This is a genomic window from Polynucleobacter nymphae, assembly GCF_018882155.1.
Classification (GTDB): domain Bacteria; phylum Pseudomonadota; class Gammaproteobacteria; order Burkholderiales; family Burkholderiaceae; genus Polynucleobacter; species Polynucleobacter nymphae.
Genome location: NZ_JACVPA010000002.1, coordinates 88,276 through 110,894, shown reverse-complemented (window position 1 = coordinate 110,894; position 22,619 = coordinate 88,276). Strand labels below are relative to the sequence as shown.

At 45.8% G+C, this 22,619-nt stretch carries 19 protein-coding genes and 1 pseudogene; 1 reads left to right on the top strand and 19 read right to left on the bottom strand.

The window, feature by feature from the left end; all coding sequences use genetic code 11:
- Positions 1-32: 32 nt before the first annotated feature.
- From ICN29_RS09195 to ICN29_RS09180, 4 genes are all read right to left on the bottom strand, one after another.
- Positions 33-977 carry an electron transfer flavoprotein subunit alpha/FixB family protein gene (locus ICN29_RS09195; RefSeq protein WP_216132509.1) on the bottom strand — a complete coding sequence of 315 codons (945 nt, stop codon included), beginning with the start codon at positions 975-977 and terminating at the stop codon, positions 33-35.
- Complete coding sequence (locus ICN29_RS09190) at positions 978-1,727, bottom strand: electron transfer flavoprotein subunit beta/FixA family protein (protein WP_216132507.1); 750 nt, start codon at positions 1,725-1,727, stop codon at positions 978-980. It abuts the gene before it with no gap.
- 76 nt (positions 1,728-1,803) lie between these two features.
- Positions 1,804-3,456, bottom strand: a complete 1,653-nt coding sequence (locus ICN29_RS09185; protein WP_216132964.1) for an acyl-CoA synthetase — start codon at positions 3,454-3,456, stop codon at positions 1,804-1,806.
- A 42-nt stretch (positions 3,457-3,498) separates the two neighbouring features.
- A complete protein-coding gene (locus ICN29_RS09180; protein WP_216132506.1) occupies positions 3,499-4,419 on the bottom strand; it encodes a histone deacetylase family protein in 921 nt (306 codons plus the stop codon).
- A 50-nt stretch (positions 4,420-4,469) separates the two neighbouring features.
- On the opposite strand from ICN29_RS09180, the gene ICN29_RS09175 reads away from it, so the two are divergent.
- On the top strand, positions 4,470-5,756 hold the full coding sequence (locus ICN29_RS09175; protein WP_369411665.1) for a lytic murein transglycosylase: 1,287 nt from the start codon (positions 4,470-4,472) through the stop codon (positions 5,754-5,756).
- Here ICN29_RS09175 and cysM read toward each other — a convergent pair.
- The 15 genes and pseudogenes from cysM to hisC form a co-directional block, all read right to left on the bottom strand.
- On the bottom strand, positions 5,753-6,664 hold the full coding sequence (gene cysM / locus ICN29_RS09170) for a cysteine synthase CysM (RefSeq protein WP_216132503.1): 912 nt from the start codon (positions 6,662-6,664) through the stop codon (positions 5,753-5,755). The two genes, ICN29_RS09175 and cysM, sit on opposite strands and share 4 nt — an antisense overlap.
- A gap of 41 nt (positions 6,665-6,705) precedes the next feature.
- A complete protein-coding gene (locus ICN29_RS09165; RefSeq protein WP_216132501.1) occupies positions 6,706-7,116 on the bottom strand; it encodes a ComEA family DNA-binding protein in 411 nt (136 codons plus the stop codon).
- A gap of 123 nt (positions 7,117-7,239) precedes the next feature.
- Positions 7,240-7,935, bottom strand: coding sequence for a hypothetical protein (locus ICN29_RS09160; RefSeq protein WP_216132499.1), 696 nt, complete (start codon positions 7,933-7,935; stop codon positions 7,240-7,242).
- Between the two features lie 86 nt (positions 7,936-8,021).
- Complete coding sequence (locus ICN29_RS09155; RefSeq protein ID WP_216132497.1) at positions 8,022-8,459, bottom strand: hypothetical protein; 438 nt, start codon at positions 8,457-8,459, stop codon at positions 8,022-8,024.
- A gap of 44 nt (positions 8,460-8,503) precedes the next feature.
- Positions 8,504-11,656 carry a CHAT domain-containing protein gene (locus ICN29_RS09150; protein ID WP_216132496.1) on the bottom strand — a complete coding sequence of 1,051 codons (3,153 nt, stop codon included), beginning with the start codon at positions 11,654-11,656 and terminating at the stop codon, positions 8,504-8,506.
- 115 nt (positions 11,657-11,771) lie between these two features.
- The gene (gene rfaD / locus ICN29_RS09145; protein WP_216132494.1) at positions 11,772-12,791 is read right to left on the bottom strand and encodes an ADP-glyceromanno-heptose 6-epimerase; all 1,020 of its coding nucleotides are present in this window, start codon (positions 12,789-12,791) and stop codon (positions 11,772-11,774) included.
- Positions 12,788-13,717 (bottom strand): D-glycero-beta-D-manno-heptose-7-phosphate kinase, encoded by a 930-nt coding sequence (gene rfaE1 / locus ICN29_RS09140; RefSeq protein ID WP_216132493.1) that lies wholly within the window; start codon positions 13,715-13,717, stop codon positions 12,788-12,790. Before rfaE1 ends, rfaD begins: the two co-directional genes overlap by 4 nt.
- Before the next feature lie 20 nt (positions 13,718-13,737).
- Complete coding sequence (locus ICN29_RS09135) at positions 13,738-15,102, bottom strand: UDP-glucose dehydrogenase family protein (protein WP_216132491.1); 1,365 nt, start codon at positions 15,100-15,102, stop codon at positions 13,738-13,740.
- A 17-nt stretch (positions 15,103-15,119) separates the two neighbouring features.
- Positions 15,120-16,331 carry a lipopolysaccharide assembly protein LapB gene (gene lapB, locus ICN29_RS09130; protein ID WP_216132489.1) on the bottom strand — a complete coding sequence of 404 codons (1,212 nt, stop codon included), beginning with the start codon at positions 16,329-16,331 and terminating at the stop codon, positions 15,120-15,122.
- Between the two features lie 66 nt (positions 16,332-16,397).
- Positions 16,398-16,736: pseudogene (locus ICN29_RS09125) on the bottom strand (integration host factor subunit beta); the annotation flags it as partial.
- 51 nt (positions 16,737-16,787) lie between these two features.
- Complete coding sequence (rpsA, locus tag ICN29_RS09120) at positions 16,788-18,461, bottom strand: 30S ribosomal protein S1 (protein WP_087909260.1); 1,674 nt, start codon at positions 18,459-18,461, stop codon at positions 16,788-16,790.
- Between the two features lie 135 nt (positions 18,462-18,596).
- The gene (gene cmk / locus ICN29_RS09115; RefSeq protein WP_216132486.1) at positions 18,597-19,259 is read right to left on the bottom strand and encodes a (d)CMP kinase; all 663 of its coding nucleotides are present in this window, start codon (positions 19,257-19,259) and stop codon (positions 18,597-18,599) included.
- 4 nt (positions 19,260-19,263) lie between these two features.
- Positions 19,264-20,589, bottom strand: a complete 1,326-nt coding sequence (aroA, locus tag ICN29_RS09110) for a 3-phosphoshikimate 1-carboxyvinyltransferase (RefSeq protein ID WP_216132484.1) — start codon at positions 20,587-20,589, stop codon at positions 19,264-19,266.
- Positions 20,589-21,470, bottom strand: a complete 882-nt coding sequence (locus ICN29_RS09105) for a prephenate dehydrogenase (protein WP_216132482.1) — start codon at positions 21,468-21,470, stop codon at positions 20,589-20,591. Before ICN29_RS09105 ends, aroA begins: the two co-directional genes overlap by 1 nt.
- Before the next feature lie 20 nt (positions 21,471-21,490).
- Positions 21,491-22,609, bottom strand: coding sequence for a histidinol-phosphate transaminase (hisC, locus tag ICN29_RS09100; RefSeq protein ID WP_216132480.1), 1,119 nt, complete (start codon positions 22,607-22,609; stop codon positions 21,491-21,493).
- Positions 22,610-22,619 lie beyond the last annotated feature (10 nt).

Here is a 22,619-nt window from a genome sequence, read left to right as displayed (position 1 = left end):
CTCTTGATTCAAATCAAATAATGCAAATACTCTTAGCCAAGCGCTTTAGTCAGTTCTGGCACTGCAGTATTGAGATCGGCTACCAAACCATAATCAGCAACGCTAAAGATTGGAGCCTCAGGATCCTTGTTGATAGCAACAATCACTTTAGAGTCCTTCATACCTGCCAAGTGCTGAATCGCTCCCGAGATACCAATCGCGATATAGAGCTCGGGAGCCACAATCTTGCCAGTTTGGCCAACTTGATAATCGTTGGGTACGTAACCTGCATCCACCGCCGCACGCGAAGCACCTAGAGCAGCGCCCAGCTTGTCAGCCAATGGAGCAATGAGCTCCTGGTACTTCTCACCAGAACCCAAACCGCGACCGCCAGAAACAATAATCTTGGCAGCGGTCAGTTCTGGACGATCAGACTTCGTCAGTTGACGACCCACAAAGGATGATGAAGATTTACTTTGCACGGCAGCTTGTTTTTCAATCGCTGCTGAGCCACCTGTAGCGGCCACAGGATCAAAGCCAGTAGTGCGGACTGTAATCACCTTGATTGGATCATTTGTTTGCACAGTAGCAATCGCATTACCAGCGTAGATAGGCCGCTCAAAAGTATCGCTACTGACAACCTTAGTAATATCGGATAACTGAGCAACATCTAACTTAGCAGCAACCCGTGGCAACACATTCTTACCATTGGCAGTTGCTGGAGCCAAAATATGAGTGTAATGATTTGCAATCGACAGAATCTGCGCTGCTAAAGGCTCAGCCAATTGATCAGCAAGATTGGGGGCATCTACTTGAATGACCTTGCGCACACCTGTAATTTGAGCTGCTGCGCTTGCTACGGCATCCGTATTACTGCCAGCAACTAGTACATCCACATCGGCTGAGCATTGCAAGGCAGCCGCTACAGTATTTAAGGTTGCTGCTTTTAAGGATTGATTATCGTGTTCAGCAATCACGAGGGAGGCGAGAGTAGCCATTTAAATTACCTTCGCTTCATTTTTAAGTTTGTCTACCAAGGCCGCTACATCAGCTACCATGACGCCAGCGCTCCGCTTAGGCGGCTCTTCGACTTTCAGAGTTTTAAGACGTGGAGCAATATCGACGCCAAGATCCTCAGGCTTCACAATATCAATAATTTTTTTCTTGGCCTTCATGATATTGGGCAGAGTCACATAACGAGGTTCATTCAGACGTAAGTCAGTAGTAATCACTGCGGGCAATGTGAGAGCAATCGTCTCTAAACCACCATCAACTTCGCGAGTGACCGTAGCCTTACCATCAGCTACCACCACTTTAGATGCAAAAGTTGCTTGCGGGATATCCAATAGACTTGCCAGCATTTGGCCTGTTTGATTACTATCATCATCAATCGCTTGCTTACCCAAGATGATGATTTGAGCAGCTTCTTTTTCAGAGAGTGCCTTTAGAATCTTGGCGACTGCGAGTGGCTGTAGGTCAGCATCAGACTCTACCAAGATGGCGCGATCAGCACCAATCGCTAAAGCAGTCCGCAATGTTTCTTGGCATTGTGTCGCGCCCGCACTAACCACCACTACTTCAGTTGCAATGCCCGCCTCTTTTAAGCGCACTGCTTCTTCAACAGCAATTTCATCAAAAGGATTCATACTCATTTTGACGTTGGCAAGATCTACGCCAGAACCATCAGACTTCACTCGAATTTTGACGTTGTAATCAACGACGCGTTTTACTGCAACTAAGATCTTCATTTGGAATTCTCAATATTGACAAAAATTTACAAGCATTTGCTTAACTTCTTATTTTATCCGCACCAAGCCTTAAGAACTAGACATCAATAGCGGTGGCAGACCCAGCTTGCTTGCGCAGTTCAAACTTCTGGATTTTTCCAGTTGAGGTCTTCGGTAGCTCCCCAAATACAATGGCCTTGGGTACCTTAAATCCAGCTAAATGCTTTTTACAGTGGGCGATGATCTCCGCTGGAGTTACTTCAACACCAGGCTTGATTTCTAAAAAAGCACATGGGGTCTCACCCCACTTTGGATCAGGTTTGGCAACTACTGCGGCAGCCATCACCGCAGGGTGGCGATACAGAACATCCTCCACTTCAATAGAAGAAATATTTTCTCCGCCAGAGATGATGATGTCCTTACTGCGGTCTTTAATCTTAACGTAACCATCCGGGTTCATCACCGCTAGGTCACCCGAATGAAACCAACCACCCTCAAATGCTCCTTGAGTGGCTTTCTCATTCTTCAGGTAGCCCTTCATAGTGATGTTCCCTTTGAACATAATCTCACCCATCGTTTCACCATCAGCAGGAACCGGCTGCATGGTTTCTGGATTCAGCACATCAATTGCTTGTTGCAGGTGATAACGCATCCCTTGACGTGCGTTCAAGCGAGCGCGCTCACCAATATCTAAATCATCCCACTCATCTTGTCTCACACAAATTGCGGCTGGGCCATAAGTCTCAGTTAAACCATAGACATGCGTTAAATCAAAGCCCAGTTTTTCCATACCTTCAATGATGGAGGCTGGCGGTGCAGCCCCTGCAATGAGGCCCCTCACGCCTGAAGGTACGTCTACCTTCAGTTCATCTGGGGCATTAACCAAAAGGTTATGAACAATCGGTGCGGCGCAGTAGTGAGTTACCCCATACTCTTTAATTGCAGCAAAAATATTGGGTGCATCCACGCGGCGCATACAAACATTAACACCTGCACGCGCTGCGATAGTCCACGGAAAACACCAGCCATTACAATGAAACATGGGCAGTGTCCACAAATACACCGGATGCTTATTAATATCCCAATCCAATATATTGGATACTGCATTAATTGCAGCACCACGATGGTGGTAGACAACCCCTTTAGGATTACCTGTAGTACCAGAGGTGTAGTTCAGGCAAATTGCCTGCCATTCATCTGCAGGCATCTGCCATACAAAGTTTGGGTCACCCTCAGAGAGTAGTTTTTCATAAGTGAGTTTGCCGAGCTTCTCACCCGCTACCTCAAATTCTGTTTCTTCAACGTCGATGACCAAAATATTGCGGCCACTTTCTTTTTGAGCGATTTCTAGTGCTTTTTTCATCACCGCTGAAAACTCTGGATCAACGATCACGACTTTGGCTTCACCGTGATTGAGCATGAAGGCAATCGACTCTGCATCTAGACGGGTATTCAAGGCATTCAATACGGCGCCTGACATCGGAATACCAAAATGCGCTTCTACCATCGGTGGTGTATTGGGCAGCATCACTGCAACCGTATCCCCTAGGCCAATGCCATGCTTTTGCAAAGCACTCGCAAGACGACGGCAACGCACATATGTTTGCCGCCATGTTTGTCGTAGCTGCCCATGAATGATGGCAGTCTTATTGGGGTAAGTCTGCGCTGAACGCTCTAAAAATAGCAGTGGGGTAATCGGGGTGAAGTTTGCCGAATTGCGATCCAGCCCTTGTTCATAAATATTTGCCATCATGCACTTTCAATAACCGTTCTTTAATTCCATTGGGGTAAGTTAAATGTCTGCTAGCGCCTTGACATGAGCTACTACGCTTCGGCCTAGGGCAGAAAGGTTGTAGCCTCCTTCTAGGCAGCTCACAATACGACCTTGCGCGTAATCTTTTGCAATTTCCTTAAGACGCTGAGTGATCCAAACATAGTCATCTTCCACTAAACCCATTTGACCTAAGTCATCTTCACGATGCGCATCAAATCCTGCAGAAATGATGATGAGCTCTGGCTCAAAGTTGCGTAAGGCTGGCAACCAGCGCTCTTCCACAATCGAGCGAACTACATCACCGCGAGTAGATGCAGGCAAAGGTACATTCACCATATTGTCCGAAGGATCTAATCCGCTGTATGGATAAAAAGGGTGCTGAAAAAAGCTACACATCATGACGCTGGGGTCGTTGAAAAACGCAGCCTCGGTGCCATTACCGTGATGCACATCAAAATCAATAATCGCGACACGCTTAATGCCATAGGCTTCCTGAGCATAACGGGCTGCAACTGCAACGTTATCGAACACACAAAAACCCATAGAGCGCGTTGGCTCAGCATGATGTCCAGGTGGCCTGACAGCACAAAAAACGTTATTGACTTCACCTTTCATCACTGCATCAACGCCCGCTATTGCAGCGCCTGCTGCACGCAATGATGCCCTATAGGTATGAGGGTTCATAATAGTGTCACCATCAAGCATGAAGTAACCACTCTCTGGAGCGCTATCTTTGACAAATGCAACATGGTCTGGACTGTGTACTAATTCCAATTGATCTTCGGTTGCTAAGGGGGCATCCAAATGATGAAGGAAGCGATCTACGCCACTACGGATCAATTGATCATTGATCGCCTGAATTCGTTCGGGACATTCTGGATGATGACTTCCCATCTCATGTTTCAGAAAGTCTGGATGAGTTATGTATCCTGTTGTCATTACTCTAAATCCTTAATAGCAAAATTCTTATTTTTATAATCTCAGAAAACGTGTTTATTTCTCAACAATCCATCACAGCGCGCATGCATCTTCGTGTTTGCTGCTTAATGCTAGCCTTGCTTCTCGCCGCCTGCTCTAGCATGCCAACGCCACCAACCAAGCCAGAGCAATCCATCGTAAACCAAGCTGATGATGCAGCTACTGAAGTGCGAGTCAGTCAAAACCTCAATGAATTACTCAGCCAAGTTTCCCAGGCCCAAGAAATTCCCCTGCAAAGCCTAGAATCGGGCTTTGTAGATGCTAAAACGATTCCTTCAATACGCAAATTGGTATTACCCCCATCGGGCACTTTTAAGAAAAATTGGCTGGCCTACCGTAAGCGCTTTATTGAACCTGTCCGCCTGAAGGCTGGAAAGGCCTTTTGGGAAGAAAATCAGGCCTTTTTGAGCCAAGTTGAACAGGATTCTGGGGTTCCCGCCGAGATCATTGTTGCCATTATTGGCATTGAGACCATCTATGGACGCCAGACTGGTAATTTCCGGGTAAAGGATGTCTTATCTACCCTAGCCTTTAGTTACCCTGAGACGCCCAATAAACCTGCCCGTGAGCAACTTTTTAAAGACCAACTCAAAGAACTCATCCTTTTATGTTGGACCGAAGCTGGCGGCAAGTTACCAGCAAAGAACAATATCCAAAGCGTCAATAGTGCTCGCTTTAGTGCCTGCTTAAACCAGAATAGCTCTTATGCGGGTGCGATAGGTCTTCCGCAGTTTATGCCCAGCAGTATTCGTAGCTTTGCAATCGATGGTGATGGCGACGGCAAAATCGATTTAAAGCAAAGCCCAAAAGATGCCATTGCTAGTGTTGGCAACTTCATGAAAAAACATGGTTGGCAGACTGGCATGCCCATTTCTTTTCCTGTGCAAGCCAATGCCATACTAGCCGCCAATGATCTGGCTGATGGAGAACCACAGCTAAAACATACAGTTCAAGAGCTGATTGAAAAAGGGATTTTGACTAAACAACAAGGTGATCTGCAAAGTGGTGGTGTTGAACCTAACAGTAAAGCCTTTATTGTGGATCTACCCTACCCAGATAAAGATGGCACAGACCAAGTTCAATACTTTGTAGGCTTAAATAACTTTCTTTCGATTGTGCAATACAACCGGAGTTACTTCTATGCACAAAGTGTTGCTGAGTTTGCAGAGGCTCTGGGATATAAGAATCAAAGCGTAGTGCCAGTAGACAGCACTAGCAAAACAATAAACAGAACAAGTGCCAGTGAAAAACCTAAGCACAAGAAATCTCACACAAAGAAAAAGCCTAAAGCAAGTTAGGCCGGAAATACCCCGGTAGATAAATAGCGGTCACCACGGTCGCAAACAATAAAGACAATCGTAGCATTCTCAACCTGACGCGCAATGCGCAGGGCTACAACTAAAGCACCACCAGCGGATATGCCGCAGAAGATACCCTCTTCTGCTGCTAAACGACGTGCCATCTCTTCAGCGTCCGCTTGCGTGACGTATTCAATTCGATCTACTCTATCGCCTTGGTAAATCTTGGGGAGATATTCGGGAGCCCATTTGCGGATCCCTGGAATTTGTGAACCCTCTTCAGGCTGCGCACCAATAATCTGAATAGCGGCATTCATCGACTTGAGATAAGTCGAGACACCAGTAATTGTTCCGGTAGTACCCATCGCAGAAATAAAATGGGTAACTTGCCCATCGGTATCGCGCCAAATCTCAGGCCCAGTAGTTTCAATATGGGCTCGCGGATTATCAGGGTTGGCAAACTGATCTAATAATCTACCGCGTCCTTCGCGTTGGAGCTGGAGTGCATAGTCTCGAGCAAACTCCATACCACCAGAGGCAGCAGTCAGAATCAGTTCAGCTCCATAGGCAGCCATACTTTGACGGCGCTCAATACTTTGATTTTCTGGCATCACCAATACCATCTTGTAGCCCAACATCGCGGCTGTCATAGCCAAAGCAATACCAGTATTCCCACTCGTTGCTTCAATTAAGGTATCACCAGGTTTAATTTCACCGCGCTCTTGTGCACGCATGATCATCGACAGCGCAGGTCGGTCTTTCACCGACCCGGCTGGATTATTACCTTCTAACTTACCCAAAATTACATTATTACGAGTCGAGTTCTCGAGCCCTGGAATCCGTAGTAACTGTACTAAAGGTGTATTGCCTACAGTTTGTGAAATAGTTAGGTAAGAAGGTTTGCTCATGTAGCCATTTTAGCCATAAGCAAACCTATATGCGTAAGGGCTTAATTTCTGCGACCTGCTCCCGAACGCTCCGGCTGATGGCGATTACCAGTTTGAGTACGAGAATTGCGTCTACTAGAGGCTCCACCCTCTTTCTTAGTTCTGCCGTTGGGCTCTCGAAAGGAGCTAGGAGCCTCAATCGTTAAACCGTTATCTACCATCTTTTCCACTGATTTCATGCCAATGCCTCGTACCCGCTTCTGTAAATCATTTGCATCTTGAAAATGGCCACCATCCAAGCGCTCAGCAATAATTGTTTTTGCCTTAGATGGCCCAATTCCTTTAATACTCTCTAATTCAGATTGCGAAGCAGTATTCACATTGATCGGAGATGCAGTAACACCTAAAGACACAAATGCTAAAGTTGCTGAAAGAGCGGCAGCTCGGATTAAATTATTAAAATGTCTCATCATTTGTTCTCCAAAAGTAAATAAAAAATCCACGGACACAAAGTGCACGTGGATCATTTATAACGAATGAAGATGGATAGTGATGACTATATTTTAGGGATTACAAAAAAATAAGCTAATACCTACTTAACCAATAATTCCTTTAAGACCTGTGTAGATGGATACAGCTGTGGTTCCCAATGCAACCACTGTGCCACCATACTCTTGGAGGGCCTTCATAAGACCATGCATACCTTGAATAGAAACACCACCTGCAGATTGAGTTGATGCTACTTTAATCAGCGCACTCATGATGCCAGATTGACGACGCCTCTGTTTATTTGCATAGGCAACTCCGCCAAGCAGCATTCCTGTTAAGAAACTGAAAGCAATACTCGCGGAATACTCTAAAACTTCTCTCCATTCAAATAGGTTCTGTGGCCAAACAGGCGAATGATCCGCCAAGCTAGTAATCCAACTCATACCAATCACGGAAGCAATCGCCAGAAAGACTACACCAATAAACCAGGGGAAAAGCTTGTGCGCATGGGCCTTAAATAAGAAATAGGCAAAGGGTAGCGGCAGAATCATGGAAATGATGCGCAGATAAATCATCTTGGTGTCATAAACAATCGCAATCAACCAATGTGCTAGCAACAATAAAAGTAATGGCACGATCAGATAAAGAGCAATATCTTTTATCCAGGTGAATAAAGACCTATTTGCAAGTTTCTGATTTTGTTCATCCAGCAAGTATTCAAGCTCAGCAATTCTGAGTTCATTCACTTCTTGGCTAGGAGCTTTAGCCAATTGACCTTCTAGGCTAGCAATTTTAGTCATCATCGGTTTCAAAAGATACAGGTCACGACTACAAGTCTTGCAGACGTGAGCCTCTTCTGAAACCTCAGATAGGCAATATGGGCAATTCATTATTTATTAACTACCAAATTCAATACTGAATTTGTTTCGCGTCCCTCGGTATCTTTAACCGTTACACGGATGGTATGGGTTCCTGGAGGTACATCTGCTTTTGCAAAATCAATACCATTAGCAGAGATAGCGTTCTTCAGGCGGGGAGTTAAGTCTACAAAAGGTGATTTCATGTAAACCACTTTGACAGAACTTGGATCAATCTTTGCATCACCGCGTGGCTCAAAACTCACCTTGAAATCGAATGGAGCAGCTACTGGTGTATCGGCTTCTGGTGAGGTCAACTTAATCGCTGGCCCACGAGAAATACCGCGAGTAGCAAGTGCGCCTGCTGCCGGTGGCAAAGCTGCTTCTTTTGCACTAATCAAAGCAGCAGCAATACTCCACTGGGAAGAAACGAGCAGTGATGCAGCAAGTAATATATGACTCAATTTCATAAAGGCTTTCAATAATTAAATAGGATCGATAACTAGATCTTAAATCAATCCCCCACTACTACAAAGGGAGCCCAGAACAAGGGGTGGGCATAGGCATACTTCATATTAGCGCCTTCTTTCATGCCACCTTGGTCAATTTGGTTGAGCATGGCTTGTCTGAGGAGTTCAGCCTTACTAGTACCTTGGGCCTTTTGCTGATTCTTAAAGAGATCGGTCATCATGGTTCTAGAGGCAACCGAGTCTACTGGCCAGTTAGAGACCAAGAGGGCTTTAGCACCAGCGAAGAAGAAGGCTCTACCAAGACCAGAGACTGCTTCAGAGCCAGCACCCTCACCCGCTGCCGTATTACAAGCAGAGAGTACTACCCAGTCAGCGTCTAACTTTAAGGTCAGAACTTTGTCCATCGTTAAGAGGCCATCATCTTTATCGCCTGTGACATCAGGAGACGATAGTGCTAGTGCTGGTTGAGTCAGACCGTTGAGCTCCCCTGGGACTAAACCATGAGTAGCGAACATCACTACCTTGCGATTAGATAAGTCTGTCGACATCACTTGCTTTACTGAAGCTTGTTTATGCAAGAAGATATCGCCATCACCCGCACCAATCGCTTTACCAATCTCTTCTAACTCAAGGCTGGTATCAGGTAAGCGTGGCAAGAGTGCTAACTCAGCAGAACTCACACCGGAGGTCTTAGGTGCGCTACGTAAGTTCAGTGGCACTCCTCGGGTTGCTAGCTGAGTAGCCTTTACCTGTTTGTCAGCTTGCTGCTCTTGCTGGGCACTAAAGTAAGGGTCACCAAACCCAATAAAGTTCTTGCGATTAGGATTGCCTACTGGCAAGGAGCGTAGTGCAGTCAGGGCAGTAACGGAAGGCACTTGAGCAACAGCAATGTCTCTCGTTAACCAAGGAACAGTCTTGTATCCAAGGAACGGGGTTGCACCCCCCTTAGCAGGTTGAGTAGTTGGCTTAGTTACCAACAGTGATAAAGGCAGCTGGCCTAACTCAGCATGAGGCACAGTCAACATCACTTTTTTACCAGCAAAGGCACTTTGTACTGGAGCGAGTACCTGTTGATAGAGTTGATTGGCAAGCGCCACATCAAAAGCGGGAATCTCATCAATAGTAGCAACGCCAGGATCTAAGGCTTTACGCAACTGAGCAACTTCTTTGGCCATTTGTGCACGACCAATAGTAAGCTGGGCAAATTGCGCAGGCTTATCTTTAGTAATAGCCCAAACATAACCCACGTTATCGCCAAAATACCAAGAGATCAGCACTTCATCAGGCTTAAGGGCTTTTTGAGTGCGCTCTACTGAGGCGGGTTTAGGCTCAACCAATTCAGCATAATCAGGATACTTACGCTCAATCTCTTTTTTAAGATCTTCGCGTTGAGCTTTAAAGGTAGTGATGTCAGAACGAATTTTGGTTTGAGCAGCAGGCAGCTGTTGCGCAGGCGGTGCAGAGAGTAATCCAGTTAAGAGCTCTGTCAAAGTATTGATACGCTGCTGTAAATCTTGCTCACGACGAGCAAGTGAAGCAAGTTGAGGATCAGAGATGTTGGCCCGCGCAGCACTAGAAGTTAAGGCACGCTGCACACCGCTGCCACGAGCCAGGTCAGCAATTTGGAAGGCTTCAGCTGCTGTAGCACCCGATGGATCAGATTTCGCTTGTTGAGCGAGTGAGGCTAAATACTCCTCTAAAACAAATGTCATTCTTTGTGTTTGACGTATTGTTGAAGAGCCATTTTCTGAATCATTGCGCGCTTGGTCAATCAATATCGGAATAGATTGCTTAAACTGTGTTAGTGCCTGAGATCCCTGCCCAGACACTTGGAGTGCAGAGGCATTAAATGCTCTGATCGTTGCCAATCGGGGGGAGCCTTTTTCCATTCGAGCGTCGGCCTTAGACAACATATCTGCAGTCATTGTCACAGCCTGAGGTGCCTTGCCTGTTTTAATTAATGCAATCGCCCAATCTAAATCGCCAGATTGATAACGCGCGGCAATCTCAGGGTCGGCCTTAAGACCTTCAACCATCTCACTAAAGACTTTATCTGCTTGGGCGTACTTACCATCCGCAGCTAGAGATGTCGCCAAAACTTTCCTTGATGTAGCAATCAAGGGAGACGCAGAATAATTCGTCGATTGCATAGCTACCTTGAGAGCTGCCTGAGATAACATCACCGCCTCAGCCTGACGTCCTTGCTCACTAATAATTTTTGATAGTGTTAATAGTGCAAAACAGGTGCCTGCAGAATTAACTCCCTCACGATTAATCGCCAATACAACCGACTCTCTTGCCCAATATTCAGCATCCATCAAGCGTCGCTGACCCAAAAAAGCATTTGCCAACTGGTTATATAGAGAAGCCCTTTGACCATAAGCGTATCTTGGAGTGCTAGAAATATCCTGTAATACCCTGACATCATTATCTAATGCGTCCTTATTACTATCTTTGACATTCTCAAGAATTGTTTTATTTAAACCTAGAGCAGTTCTAAAACTCCTCTCAGCCTCAACAAATTTGCCTTCCGACATGAAAACTCTGCCACGAGCCCGCTCATAACCCAACTGCCAGTTCGTCCTGTAGATAAAATTCGGATTCCTAGCTACGCTAATCAGATTAGAGTAATCTGCTTCAAGGGTAGCAAGCGCTTTATTTGCACAATCAAAATCTCCCATTTGCAAACAGATAGCGACCATAGTTTGCCCAGAGCTTATCTTCCATCCACTCAGATTATTGGGAATCATTGCCTTTGTATCTTCTACTAGTTTTTTGGCAAGCACTAAGTTACCCCTTTTTTGCTCTTGCTGGGCATACTGCATTCTTTCATCTAGTTGCATCGCTATGTCGAGACTAGGATAATCAATCGCAGCTTTTTTAAAATTTTCTAAAGCTTCTTTACTGTTTTCTAATGCATTTTCTGCAACAGCACGCTGATAGTAGTAGTGATTAAGAGCGCTAGTGTCACTTGTCGATGGAGGGGATTTTGCAAGCGTCTTTTTCGCTTTATCTATAAGGGACTGATCCTGGCGAGTTTGACTGAGGATTTGTAAAATATCCTTTACGTCCCTTGGTGGCGCTTTAATATTTTCTACATCAGCATCATCTTTGCTCGGCGCTGCGAATGATTGAGATGAAAAGAGAACTATGTTGCAGAACAGCATGAATGCGATAACAGTAAGTATCTTGCGCATAGGAATCCCCTAGTTTTTATAAGCAATATGGTAGCTCAAAACTAGTAAACGGGCGCTTAGTAGAGATGCCTAGTTACCCCTGCGAATTAGCACCTATAAACGATGCTTTTATAGCCTAAAGGGGATTAGCCAGGAAGCCTGAATTCGCCTCTAACCACTCAATATAGCGAGTGACGCCTTGCTCAACATCAAGGAAGGGTTCTGTATAGCCAGCAGCACGAAGTTTCGTGAGGTCTGCTTGAGTGAAGCACTGATATTTACCTCTGAGTGCATCTGGAAATGGAATGTACTCAATCGCTTTTTCTTTTACCAACTCTTGTAGAGTCGCTGGTTTGGCTTTATCCAGCTTACGCATGGCATTGACTACTGCATATGCAACATCATTAAAAGGTTGTGCCTTGCCGCTACCTAAATTAAAGATGCCGCTGATTTCTGGGTGATCTAAGAAGAAGAGATTTACTTTCACTACGTCTTGAACTGAGACAAAGTCACGGCTTTGCTCGCCCGGACCATAACCACCATATTCACCAAAGAGTTTTACGTGGCCGTTAGCCTTGTACTGGTGATATTGATGAAAGGCTACAGACGCCATGCGGCCTTTATGTGATTCACGAGGGCCATACACATTGAAGTAGCGGAAGCCAATTACTTGCGCAGTATTGGCTTTCTCAGAAAAACGCTGACGCATCACTTGATCAAATAGAAATTTCGAGTAGCCGTAGATATTCAGTGGCTTCTCATGTTCACGACTTTCCACAAACACGTCAGAACCACCATAGATAGCGGCTGATGATGCATATAAGAGCTGCACTTTTTGAGCAGTGCAAATATCTAGCAGGTCCATGGTGTAGCGATAGTTATTTGCCATCATGAAAATGCCATCAGTCTCCATGGTGTCAGAGCATGCACCTTCATGAAATACTGCTTTTACTTTGCCAAACTTACCGCTTCTAAAAGCCTCTAAGAACTCATCTTTATCAAGATAGTCGCTGATATCTAAATCAGCAAGATTGCGATACTTATCTGCGGGGCGAAGATCATCCACGGCAATGATATTTTTTTCACCACGCGCATTCAGGGCTTGAACGATATTTGCGCCGATAAAACCAGCAGCGCCAGTTACGATAATAGTCACTGTAGCTCCTCTGAAGTAACAGTTGCTGTGCCAAGCTTGCCAACCACAATACCGCCTGCACGATTTGCTAAAGCCATCGCTTGTTCTAATGGCCACTGGGCTGCTAAAGCAACTGCTAAAGTTGCAATCACGGTATCGCCAGCACCAGAAACATCAAATACCTCGCGTGCCTGAGCCTTAACGTGACTCACGCCTGCTTCGGTATATAAACTCATTCCTTCTTCTGAGCGGGTGAGTAATAGCGCCTTTAAATCTAATGACTTTCTAAGAGCTTGAGCTTTATTAGTCAGATCCTCTTCGCTAGCCCACTTACCAACTACCTGACGCAATTCACTACGGTTAGGAGTTAAGACAGTAGCACCACGATACTTTTCATAGTCTTCGCCCTTAGGGTCAACCAAGATGACTTTTTTCTGCGCTCTGGCCTGCTCAATCATATGAGCCACCTGACCCAAAGCGCCCTTGCCGTAATCAGACAGAATCACCACATCGGCAGCGCCAACCAATTTTTCATAGCGCTCTAACTTATGGGCTAAGGCTTGTTCACTTGGGGTCTCTTCAAAGTCAAGACGAATTAATTGCTGTTGGCGTGCAATCACACGCAACTTCACAATCGTTGGCACCTTAACATCAACTTCTAACTGGCTATCAACACCGGATGACTTCAGTAATTCAACTACGCGCTTACCAGGTTCGTCATTACCAACAATGCCAAGGATGGTTGTTTTTGCACCTAATGCGGCTACGTTACGAGCAACGTTAGCTGCGCCACCTAAACGCTCATCGATCTTGCCAACCTGCACTACAGGGACAGGCGCCTCAGGAGAAATACGATTGGTATCGCCAAACCAATAGCGGTCGAGCATGACATCGCCAACCACTAGTAGGCGTGCTTTAGAAAACTGGTCTCGGTTCGCTTTTTCCATAGGACTATTTTTGTATTTACTTAATTATGTCGCCCAATGCCATAGTACTCAATACCTAATTCCTGCATCGCACTTGGCTCATATAGATTACGGCCATCAAAAATGATTGGTCGAGTCAGTTTTTGCATCACTTGGTCAAAGTCTGGGCTACGGAAGGCTTTCCACTCGGTCACAATCACTAGAGCATCACAGCCATCTAAAGCATCCATTGGCTTATCTACCATCGCCACCTTCTTAAGCCCTTCAGGGTTAGCTTTGAAGTCCAACTCCAGACAATGCTTTGCTTCTGGCATAGCTACTGGATCATAGGCAAGTACTGAGGCACCACGCTTCACTAATTCCTGGATGATCACGCGGCTAGGTGCTTCACGCATATCGTCAGTATTCGGCTTAAATGCCAAACCCCATAGTGCAAACTTCATCTTGGATAAATCTTTGCCGAAGCGCTTTTCAATCTTCTCAATCAGGATATATTTTTGCTGTTCATTAACCGCTTCTACAGCATCCAAAATCTTTAAATCCCTACCATGTTCTTTAGCAGTCTTTGAAAGTGCTGAAACATCCTTCGGAAAACAAGAACCACCGTAACCAGTTCCTGAATATAAAAATCCATAACCAATACGTGAGTCAGAGCCAATTCCTTGTCGTACCGCTTCAATATCGGCGCCTACTAAATCAGCCAAGTTTGCCAACTCATTCATGAAAGAAATCCGAGTTGCTAGCATGGCATTCGCTGCATACTTGGTTAGCTCAGCGCTTTTAACATCCATGTAGTAGGTACGCTCATGGTGGCGGTTAAATGGGGCGTAGAGTTTGCGCATTTGCTCTTTAGCCCTAAGACCTGCCGGAGTATTTTCAGTACCGATCACAATGCGATCAGGGCGCATAAAGTCTTCTACAGCAGCACCTTCTTTTAAGAACTCTGGATTAGAAACTACCGAGCATAGGTCCGCTGGTTGGCCTCTTTTTTCTAATTCTTCTTTGATCGCAGCAGATACTTTATCTGCAGTTCCAACAGGCACAGTCGATTTATCCACTACTACCTTAGGAGTGGTTGCATGGCGGCCAATATTGCGAGCTGCTGCAACTACATATTGGAGATCAGCAGAGCCATCTTCATCAGGAGGAGTGCCCACTGCAACAAATTGGATGTCACCATGAGCAACAGATGCAGCGATATCAGTGGAGAACTGCAATCTACCAGCTGCGCGATTGCGCTCAATCATTTCTTTTAATCCAGGCTCGTAAATAGGAACGCCGCCAGAATTGAGAATCTCGATCTTCTTAGGATCTAAGTCTAGACAAAAAACAGTATTACCTTGCTCAGCAAGGCAAGCGCCAGTAACTAAACCTACGTAACCGCTGCCAATGATGGTGACTTTCAATGGATCTCCACTCTTCTTTACATTGAGGGGCCGCTAGGCGCAGCACCTTCAGTTCGTCTTGGGGAGTATGCCTCCCAATGATTACAGCCAGGGCACTGCCAATAGAATCGACGCGCCCTAAAACCACAATTACCACAAGTATATCTAGCCAAACTAGTGGTTCGCTGACGCAAGAGATTCAGAATCGACTGCAACTCTAAGACTCTATCAGGATTGGCGCTACCTTCCTCTAGGGCTAGGCGGGTTTCAGCCAGCTTAGATAAAGCACTCAAACTAGGTGAATGCTGCATCACATCAGCGAGCATCACATTAGCTGCTTGAGGTCCACGAATTGCCATGAGCTGCTTATGCACTACATCTAACAACTCGCCAGAACCTTGGGTCTTGAGCAGCTCGCATAGACGATCTAACCCTGCATCGACCTGATTGATCATCGTATGAGCAATCATCCAACGATCGGCTAATAAGTGCATGTAAGCGGGATGTGATGCAGCCACTAAACTCCAAGCCTCAATTGCTTGTGCTGGACGCTCCATCGCCATTAGATAATCACCCTGCAAAATCAAGGTACGAGAATGGTTCGGGATCGCTTGCAAAGCCCGCTGTATCGACTGCTCAGCTTCCTGTAAATCTTTACGACGTAAGGCCTCTTGACCTAACTCACAATGAAACTGAGCAATCTCAGTTTGATGAGATTTTCCTTGTAATGTTGCAAGCTCATGCGCGGCGATGATGGCTTTTTTCCAGTCACGCTCAACTTGATACATCTCTAGTAAGCTTTCTTTTGCTGGAACGGCAAACTTGCCTTCACCCACCCGGTTTAATGAAGCTTCAGCACGATCTAATAGGCCTGCGCGCAGAAAATCACGGCCTAACTCATAAGCGGCATGATCACGATCACGTGGTTTTAAGTCATCTCGATTAGCGAGGTGCTGGTGAACTTTAATAGCACGCTCAGTTTCACCACGGCGGCGAAATAAATTACCTAATGAAAAATGTAACTCGATAGTCTCTGGGTCTAACTGCGCAATTTTGACGAGCGTCTCAATCGCCTGATCAGGTTGCTCATTTAATAAAAGGCTTAGACCTTTAAAGGTTGAGCGCTGCTGCTGCATGCGTTCACGCTCATCCATGCGATTTTCAAGGCGCAGGTCCCAGCGTGCCGCCAACCAGCCAATCCCAAACATGACTGGGATGAGTAATAGCCAAGATGTCGCTATCTGAATCATGGCAGAAAGAAATTAAATAAAAAAATGGCCCGAATGGACCACTGAGGATGAGCCTGAATGTTAGGCACCGGAACCCTCTTTGGGGCCCGCCTGTTTCAGTGGCTTGTAATCTACTCTCTCGCGCAACTCTTTGCCGGGCTTGAAATGCGGTACGCGTTTTTCTGGAATCAAGACCTTATCGCCAGACTTCGGATTGCGGCCAGTACGTGCAGGACGATGATGCAGTACAAAGCTGCCAACGCCACGCAACTCAATGCGTTTCCCCTCAGCCAAAGCATGAGTCATCGTATCTAACAAAGTTTTTACTGCCAACTCCACATCCCTAGGTAAAAGCTGCGGAAATTGTTCCGCGAGGCTCTCCACTAGTTCGGAGCGAGTAATTGCTTGTTGCTCTTGATCTGTCATGATCTATCAAAAAAAATCGCCGCTCTCCTAGAGGAAAGCGGCGATGTTGATTTAACCCTGATTGTCCATTTTTGCTTTTAACAAAGCGCCCAAATTGGTTGTGCCAGACTGCGCATCACCTTGGAGCTTGCTCATTGCATCTTGTTGATCAGAACTGTCTTTTGCTTTAATTGAAAGATTGATGACGCGTGACTTACGATCAATATTAATGATCATTGCAGTAACGCTATCGCCTTCTTTCAATACATTACGTGCATCTTCAACACGATCAGTTGAGATCTCAGAGGCGCGTAAGTAAGCTTCAACTTCATCAGCCAAGTGAATCGTTGCACCCTTAGCATCAACCGCTTTCACAGTACCGGTGACAAGGCTACCCTTGTCGCTTACGGATGTGTAGTTATTGAATGGGTCGCCAGACAATTGCTTAATACCGAGAGAGATACGCTCTTTCTCAACATCAATTGCCAATACAGTGGCTTCAACTTCATCACCTTTTTTGTATTTCTTAACAGCTTCTTCGCCTGGTTCATTCCAAGAGATGTCAGAGAGATGCACTAAGCCATCAATGCCGCCAGGCAAGCCAATGAACACACCAAAGTCAGTAATAGACTTGATTGCGCCAGTCAGCTTGTCGCCTTTTTGCTGAGCACGTGAGAACTCTTCCCATGGATTTGCTTTGCACTGCTTGATGCCCAAGCTAATACGACGCTTGTCTTCATCAATATCCAGAACCATTACTTCAACTTCAGTTCCTAGTGCAGTAGCTTTACTTGGAGCAACGTTCTTGTTAGTCCAATCCATCTCAGAAACGTGTACCAAACCTTCGATGCCAGATTCGATTTCAACGAATGCGCCGTAATCAGTCAAGTTCGTTACTTTGCCGAATAAACGGGTATTTGGTGGGTAACGACGAGCGATACCAACCCATGGATCATCACCAAGTTGCTTCACGCCGAGTGAAACACGGTTCTTTTCTTGATCGAACTTCAAAATCTTAGCGGTCACTTCTTGGCCAACAGTCAACATCTCACTTGGGTGACGCACACGACGCCATGCCAAATCGGTAATGTGCAAGAGGCCATCGATACCACCGAGGTCAACGAAAGCACCGTAATCAGTGATGTTCTTAACCAGGCCGGTAACTACTGCACCTTCTTTAAGGTTAGACATCAACTTAGCACGCTCTTCACCTTGGCTGGCTTCAACCACTGCACGACGTGACAACACTACGTTGTTACGCTTACGGTCAAGCTTGATAACCTTGAACTCCATCGTCTTACCTTCGTAAGGGCTGGTGTCTTTGATTGGACGTGTGTCAACGAGTGAGCCAGGCAAGAATGCGCGGATACCGTTCACCATCACAGTCAAGCCACCTTTGACCTTACCAGTAACAGTACCGGTAACAATCTCAGCTTGCTCGAGTGCTTTTTCCAAATTCATCCATGATGCCAAGCGCTTCGCTTTGTCACGGGAGAGGATGGTATCGCCATAGCCGTTTTCAAGGGCGTCGATAGCAACGGAAACGAAATCGCCAGGAGCTACTTCAATCTCGCCAGCGTCGTTATGGAATTCTTCAACAGGAATAAACGCTTCAGACTTTAAGCCAGCGTTAACAACGACGAAGTTATGGTCGATGCGAAGGACTTCAGCCGAAATAACTTGGCCGGTCTTCATATTCGATCGGGTTAATGATTCTTCAAATAATTCTGCAAATGATTCAGACATGTGTATTCACTTTTTACCGTCAGAAGGCCCAACGGGTTAGGTTAAAAAAATCTTAAGAAACACGCTAATGAAATGATCGCGTTGTGGAGTTTCTTCAGACACCAAAACTACTTCTTACAACTCGCTACTAAAAAACTAAACAATCGCAGATTGATACCAATCCAAAACTGTCTTAACTGCTTGATCTATCGATAACTCTGATGTTTCAAGCACTTTTGCACCATCTGCAACTAACAAGGGTGCGGTACCTCGACTACTGTCTCTGGCATCGCGCTCCTGCAAATCTTGCAGTAAGTCGGAAAGTTTAGCAGAAATTCCCTTAGCTATCAATTGCTTATGGCGACGTTCTGCTCTGGCAGCCGCTGTAGCGGTCAAGAAAACCTTCAAAACTGCATCTGGGAAGATGATGCTGGCCATATCCCGACCATCAGCCACCAAGCCAGGAGACTGCCGAAAACTGCGCTGAAGACCTACCAAAGCAGACCGAACCTCAGGATGAACCGCTACAGCAGAGGCTCTGAGGCCAATGTTTTCAGTGCGAATCGCCTCTGTAACATCCTCGCCATCTAGGAAAATTTGACTTTTTTTGAATGAAATCAATAATTTAGGAACTAAAAGACCGAGTTCAGGGCCATTTTTAAGGTCAATTCCTCGTTTTTCACTAGCTAAGGCGACTAAGCGATAGAGCGCACCGCTATCTAAATAATGAAAGCCCAGTTTTTCTGCCAGCAAAGAAGCAACCGTACCTTTACCAGAAGCGGTAGGCCCATCGATTGCGATAACTGGGTAAGTACTCATGAGATTAGCTAACTATCTTCTTAAATTCTGCAAAGTAAGTTGGGAAAGTTTTAGCAACGCAATCGGGATCATTGATTTGTAAAGCGTTTAGACCAAAAGCCGCCAGAGAGAAACACATGGCCATACGATGGTCATCATAAGTATCAATGCCTTCGCTCGGAGAGTTCCAATCTTTTTGTGATGGTGCTTGAACAACAATATAGTCAGCACCCTCTTCAATAGTTGCGCCAAGCTTTCTTAATTCTGTTGCCATGGCTGCAATACGATCGGTTTCTTTAACGCGCCAGCTCGCAATATGATTTAAGCGTGTGGGACCCTCGGCAAATAGTGCAGCAACAGCGAGAGTCATTGCTGCATCAGGTATCTCGGTGCAATCCATCGTGATGCCATTAAGCTTGCCATTGGCATTCTTAACACCAGCTACTTCAATCCATTCGTCACCAGTAGTAATATTGGCGCCCATCAAAGCAAGTGCATCAGCAAATGCCACATCACCCTGAATGCTATCTTTACCAACACCCAAGACTCGGACAGGGCCGCTACCAATGGCGCCAAGGGCGAGGAAGTAGGAGGCAGAGGAGGCATCACCTTCGACCGATAACTCTCCAGGGCTCTTATAAACAGCATCTGATGTTTTGGCGGGGATCACAAATGACTGTGCATCTGGGCAAGCAACATTGACCCCAAAATGCGTCATCAGTTTTAGGGTGATATCAATGTATGGACGTGAAATCAGCTCACCAACAACTTCAATGCGAACAGGCTGTACCGCAACGAGTGGTAAAGCCATCAGTAATGCGGTTAGGAACTGACTTGATACATCACCGCGTACTTTAACGACATCCTTAATTTGAATATCTGCAGCCAAAATCTGAATCGGCGGATAACCTTCTTGTAGTTCGTATTCAATCTTAGCTCCCACTTGACGCAGACCGTCGACTAAATCCCGAATCGGTCTCTCATGCATGCGAGCAACACCGGAAAGTCGATAGTCGCCGCCCTGCATTGCAAGCGCTGCAGTCAATGGCCGAATGGCAGTACCTGCATTGCCCATAAACAAATCTGCTTTGCGCACCGCAAAGCGGCCACCACAACCTTCGACTACACAAACGTTATTGGCCTGGTCATCGACAGATAATCCAAGCTGACGCAAAGCATTGCGCATGACCTGTGTGTCATCTGCGTCAAGCAAATTCTTTAAAGTGGTAGTGCCTGTAGAAAGCGCCGCTAGAAGTAGAGCCCGATTAGAAATACTTTTAGAACCAGGCAAAATAATCGAGCCTTGAGCTCGTTTGAATGGTCCAATCTGAATGCTAGGCGAATGAGCCATTAAGCCTCATCCAAATCTTGACGCGCTTTACTTGCCTGATTGAATAACTTTTCTAAACCAGCGCCATCACCCTCAGCAATCAATTTGCGCAGATGGGTCACGATCAATACGTATTGATCCAACTCTTTCAGAATGGCAGTGCGATTACCTAAACAAATATCGCGCCACATTTCTGGGCTAGAAGCAGCAATGCGAGTGAAATCCTTAAACCCTGCGCCTACATGACCAAGTTTTTGATCGGCATCCTCTGAGTTAAGAACGCTAGCCATTAAGGCATAAGAAAGCAGATGCGGGAGATGGGATACGGCGGCATAAATAGCATCGTGTTGTACGCTACCAATCTTTTTTACGGCTGAACCAACTGACTCCCAAAAGCCTATGATCAAGGCGATATCTTCGGGAGAGTTTTCTTGTAAGGGGCAAACAATAGTTTGTTTGCCTTGAAATAAATCTACTTTTGCAGCGCTAGCGCCATGCTGCGCACCACCAGCAATCGGATGAGCGGGCACAAACTGACACGCCTTCTTACCTAATACTTCTTTTGCAGCCAAGATCACATCGCCTTTAGTGCTGCCTGCATCGGTAACCATAGTTCTGGGCTCAAGATGCGGTTCAATCACTTCAAAGGCAGCGCGCATTTGCGCAACAGGCATGCAAAGCACAATGACATCAGACTGTTTAGTTGCCTCAACTAGATCTACTACCCCATCAATCGCACCCATCTTTTGCGCTTGATCTAGATTTTCTTTACTTCGACCAACACCTAAGACTTTATTCACTACTCCAGCGTGCTTGAGCGCTAAGCCTAAAGATGCGCCAATTAAACCAACTCCCACAATGGAGACGGTGCCGTAATTACTTGTAGGATGCTTGGTGGTCATAGGTAAATGTCTTCTTACTGTTACGCCAGAATAGCTTTGAGTGCTTCAATAAAAGCGGCATTCTCTTCAGGCAAACCAATTGAGATACGCAACCATTGTGGTAGACCGTAATTACCCACAGGCCGAACGATAATGCCGCGTTTAAGTAATTCCAAATTAATACGCTCACCTGCTTGATCATCATCACCTACCTTTACCAGCACAAAGTTTCCAGCAGAGGGTAAATAAGTAAGATCTAATTGCTCAAATGCCTTAGTGAGTTGTTGATAACCAGCACGATTGAGCTCAAAACCTGCTTGCAAAAATGCTGTGTCTCCAAACGCGGCAATTGCTGCAGCTTGGGCCAGACTATTCACATTGAACGGTTGACGAATGCGATTCAGTAAATCGGTTAAATGGGGTTGTGCAACTCCATATCCAATTCGTAGTCCAGCTAAGCCGTATGCTTTTGAGAAGCTGCGAGACAAAATCATGTTGGGGAAACGTTTCACCCAAGCAATGGCGTCATAGCGTTGCTCTGGACTGAGGTACTCGTTATACGCCTCATCTAAAACAACCACTACATGTGAAGGCAGCGCTATCAGAAAATCTTCAATCTCTTTTGCTGAGAGATGGCTACCCGTTGGATTATTTGGATTGGCAACAAACACCAACTTCGCTTTATCACCAGCAGCTTTGATTGCGGCCAATATTGCTGGCAAGTCATGGCCATAACTATCTGTGGGAGCTACCTCAATTGCTTTAGCGCCCACAGCCTGAGTTGCCAGAGGGTACACAGCAAATGCATGCCTAGAAAAAAATACTTCATCGCCTGCTTGCGCAACTGCACGGGCAGCAAGCTCTAGGATGTCATTACTACCATTACCTAGCGTAATCCAATCACTTGGAACACCTAGGCGATTGGATAAAACTTTTTTTAATTCAAAGCCATTGGAGTCTGGGTAACGACCTAGATCACTAGCGGCTTTCAGCATGGCATCTAGCGCAGACTTTGGCATTCCTAATGGATTTTCATTAGAAGCCAGTTTCACAATCTTATTTTCGTCTAAGCCATACTCACGTGCCACTTCACTGATGGGACGACCACCAACATATGGCGCAATCGCGTGAATGTGTTTTAAACCAATCTTGGAAGTCATTCGCAGGCTA

What these genes read in the sequence shown, in the direction of transcription:
- ICN29_RS09105 (WP_216132482.1), bottom strand. Translation starts at nt 21,470, where the DNA reads ATGACCACCAAGCATCCTACAAGTAATTACGGCACCGTCTCCATTGTG.
- ICN29_RS09160 (WP_216132499.1), bottom strand. Translation starts at nt 7,935, where the DNA reads ATGATGACTAAAATTGCTAGCCTAGAAGGTCAATTGGCTAAAGCTCCT.
- aroA (WP_216132484.1), bottom strand. Translation starts at nt 20,589, where the DNA reads ATGGCTCATTCGCCTAGCATTCAGATTGGACCATTCAAACGAGCTCAA.
- ICN29_RS09185 (WP_216132964.1), bottom strand. Translation starts at nt 3,456, where the DNA reads ATGGCAAATATTTATGAACAAGGGCTGGATCGCAATTCGGCAAACTTC.
- rpsA (WP_087909260.1), bottom strand. Translation starts at nt 18,461, where the DNA reads ATGTCTGAATCATTTGCAGAATTATTTGAAGAATCATTAACCCGATCG.
- ICN29_RS09180 (WP_216132506.1), bottom strand. Translation starts at nt 4,419, where the DNA reads ATGACAACAGGATACATAACTCATCCAGACTTTCTGAAACATGAGATG.
- ICN29_RS09165 (WP_216132501.1), bottom strand. Translation starts at nt 7,116, where the DNA reads ATGATGAGACATTTTAATAATTTAATCCGAGCTGCCGCTCTTTCAGCA.
- rfaE1 (WP_216132493.1), bottom strand. Translation starts at nt 13,717, where the DNA reads ATGGAAAAAGCGAACCGAGACCAGTTTTCTAAAGCACGCCTACTAGTG.
- lapB (WP_216132489.1), bottom strand. Translation starts at nt 16,331, where the DNA reads ATGATTCAGATAGCGACATCTTGGCTATTACTCATCCCAGTCATGTTT.
- ICN29_RS09190 (WP_216132507.1), bottom strand. Translation starts at nt 1,727, where the DNA reads ATGAAGATCTTAGTTGCAGTAAAACGCGTCGTTGATTACAACGTCAAA.
- ICN29_RS09155 (WP_216132497.1), bottom strand. Translation starts at nt 8,459, where the DNA reads ATGAAATTGAGTCATATATTACTTGCTGCATCACTGCTCGTTTCTTCC.
- cmk (WP_216132486.1), bottom strand. Translation starts at nt 19,259, where the DNA reads ATGAGTACTTACCCAGTTATCGCAATCGATGGGCCTACCGCTTCTGGT.
- cysM (WP_216132503.1), bottom strand. Translation starts at nt 6,664, where the DNA reads ATGAGCAAACCTTCTTACCTAACTATTTCACAAACTGTAGGCAATACA.
- ICN29_RS09150 (WP_216132496.1), bottom strand. Translation starts at nt 11,656, where the DNA reads ATGCGCAAGATACTTACTGTTATCGCATTCATGCTGTTCTGCAACATA.
- hisC (WP_216132480.1), bottom strand. Translation starts at nt 22,609, where the DNA reads ATGACTTCCAAGATTGGTTTAAAACACATTCACGCGATTGCGCCATAT.
- ICN29_RS09195 (WP_216132509.1), bottom strand. Translation starts at nt 977, where the DNA reads ATGGCTACTCTCGCCTCCCTCGTGATTGCTGAACACGATAATCAATCC.